This window comes from uncultured Campylobacter sp. (assembly GCF_937959485.1).
GTDB lineage: Bacteria > Campylobacterota > Campylobacteria > Campylobacterales > Campylobacteraceae > Campylobacter_B.
On sequence record NZ_CALGPY010000010.1, the window covers coordinates 1 to 2,390 of the forward strand.

General features: G+C 40.7%; 3 protein-coding genes. 1 reads left to right on the forward strand and 2 read right to left on the reverse strand.

What is annotated here, in order from left to right; genetic code table 11:
* A partial coding sequence (locus Q0380_RS07370; RefSeq protein WP_298962060.1) for an autotransporter outer membrane beta-barrel domain-containing protein occupies window positions 1–917 on the forward strand: 917 nt, incomplete at its 5' end.
* A gap of 63 nt (window positions 918–980) precedes the next feature.
* On the opposite strand, the gene Q0380_RS07375 is transcribed toward Q0380_RS07370, so the two are convergent.
* Window positions 981–1,181, reverse strand: a complete 201-nt coding sequence (locus Q0380_RS07375) for a hypothetical protein (RefSeq protein WP_298962063.1) — start codon at window positions 1,179–1,181, stop codon at window positions 981–983.
* A gap of 816 nt (window positions 1,182–1,997) precedes the next feature.
* Window positions 1,998–2,390 (reverse strand): ABC transporter permease subunit (locus Q0380_RS07380; protein ID WP_298962066.1); only part of this gene is annotated, 393 nt, incomplete at its 5' end.

Consider the following 2,390-nt stretch of genomic DNA (forward strand, 5'->3'; position numbering starts at 1 on the left):
ATACCAAATCCTTCGCAGAAACCCGTGCCGCAAGCTTAGCCAGCTTAAAGAGCGGAAGCGAGTTAATCACTAACTACCTAGATAAGCTAATACCGGATGGTCATTTAGAGCTATTTCCTTTTGCTATAAGCGAAGCTTATGATCTAAGGTATGAGACGGGCTCGCACGTAAATTCCAAAGGTTACGGCGTTGCAGCAGGATTAGCCAGCTTAACTGAGAATTTCGCAGGAGATATCTTAAGCGGAGTATTCGTTGAATACGGAAGAGCAAACTACGATAGCTACTTAGATAGCGGCTTACATGCAGACGGAGATAGTGAGTATATAGGTGGAGGTTTAATGCTAAAGCAAAACTTTACTAGCGGCACCTACCTTGATGCAAGCTTTCACGTAGGTAAGATAAGCAGCGACTACAATAGTAACGACTGGACCTATGCTATAGCTCCTGGAGTATTAGCTCATAATGAGAAGTTTGATATCAGCTCAACCTATATGGCTACTCATATAGGAATAGGTCAGATCTTTGATCTAAGCCAAAGTAACAAGCTAGACGTTTATACTAAATGGCTATATGCTTACACGGATGATGCAGATGCTACTATAAGCTCTGGCGAGAGATATCACTTTGATAGCGTTACATCTAATAGGCTAAGAGCTGGCCTTAGAGATACTATAAATCTAAAAGATGAGCATAACCTATACTTTGGCGGAGCATACGAGTATGAGTTTAGTGGAGATGCTAAAGCATCTACTATGGGACTTGACGCTCCTAAGCCTAGCCTAAAGGGTTCAACCGGAGTATTTGAAGCAGGCTATAAGTATGAGAGTAAAAACCTTATCTTTAGCCTAGGAGGCAAGGGCTACGTAGGCAAAACAAGAGGTGGGGCTATCAATGCAGGGTTTGAGATTATGTTTTAAATTTTAATAGATGCGCAAGCCCTGGCTCGCACATCTATAAAATCAAATCCTATACTTAAAATTTCAGGGGCGAGAGATTTCTCGCCCCTTTTTAAATTTAGACGCTACGCAGATGATCTCGTTTGCGGCGCATAAAGAGACCATCGATCTTGCAATGCAAAACGGGATAAATTTAGTAGCTCTGCTCTTATGCGATAATAATCTTATTAAATGCGCCGTATCTACCCGCGTGAAATTTACCGAAAGCGCCGCAAGATAATTCATAAAATTCTATGCTTTCTATGCCTCTTTAAAATTCCTCAATACGAAAGAATTTAGGCTCAATTCGTAGGGGAATTTCATAGTCTGCCTTATTTTTAAAGAACTGGCGCAATCTTAGGTTCTTTTACCAAAGCCAAAAAAGCTTGTCAAAGCGGCAATACCATCATTATTGGCTTTATTGCTAAGGCCGGTGCCTTTTATTTATATCCTGCGCTTTATATTTTAAAAGTAAGCTACGAAATTTCGAAGTAAAAGTGAAATTATATAAGAAAGATCCCGCAAAACCTAAAATTATAAAATTTTAAAACTGCTTGTCTTAGAATTTATAAGCAAAATTTCGCAAGGTCTAAATTTTTAAAATTTTAAAATTCCGTGCTTTAGAATTTCAAATTTCAACTTACGCTTCTCATTAAGGTTTGGGCTAAATTTTAAATTTTAGGCAATTAAATTTTAAAATTCTGCGCCTAAATCTTGCCTGCGAATTTTAAAATTACCCAGCGCAGTTTTGATTGTTCGCTTCAAAGAGGCGACCTGTTATAAAAATAAAAGCTTACTCTACACGAAGCAAGTCTTGGCACGAGCTTTGCTTTAGCTACACAAAGCCTTAAATTTAGACCTTGACGGCAGGCAAAAATCTAACTGCTTACGATATAGAATTTCAAGCGGTATTCATAGCGTTGTAAACCTATATTTTTTATAATTTTACAGTTTAGCAAAACAGGCTATGCAAATGAACGGTCTATAAGTTTAAGATCTACTTTTTTGCAATTTTATACTAATAGAAAATATTTGATATCTTGTTAAGCTATGGATTTAAGCCTACTTTTTCGTAATTTTATAGAGTAAATTTCCTATGCTTTGTATGATCTGCACGAGCACGATCAGGATCACGACAGTGTATGCCATTATATCGGGGCGGAAGCGCTGAAAGCCGTAGCGGATCGCCACGTCGCCGAGCCCGCCGCCGCCGACCGTGCCCGCCATCGCCGTAAATCCGATGATGACGATAAGCGTCAGAGTAATCGCGCCGATGATGCTAGGCAGCGCCTCGACGAACATTACTCGAAAGATTATCTGCGTCTTGCTCGCGCCGAAGCTCTTCGCCGCCTCGATTACGCCGCTATCGACCTCCAGCAGCGCGCTTTCGATGAGGCGAGCGATAAAGGGGGCCGAGCCTATAGTAAGCGGTACGATCGCCGCGGTAGTGCCGAT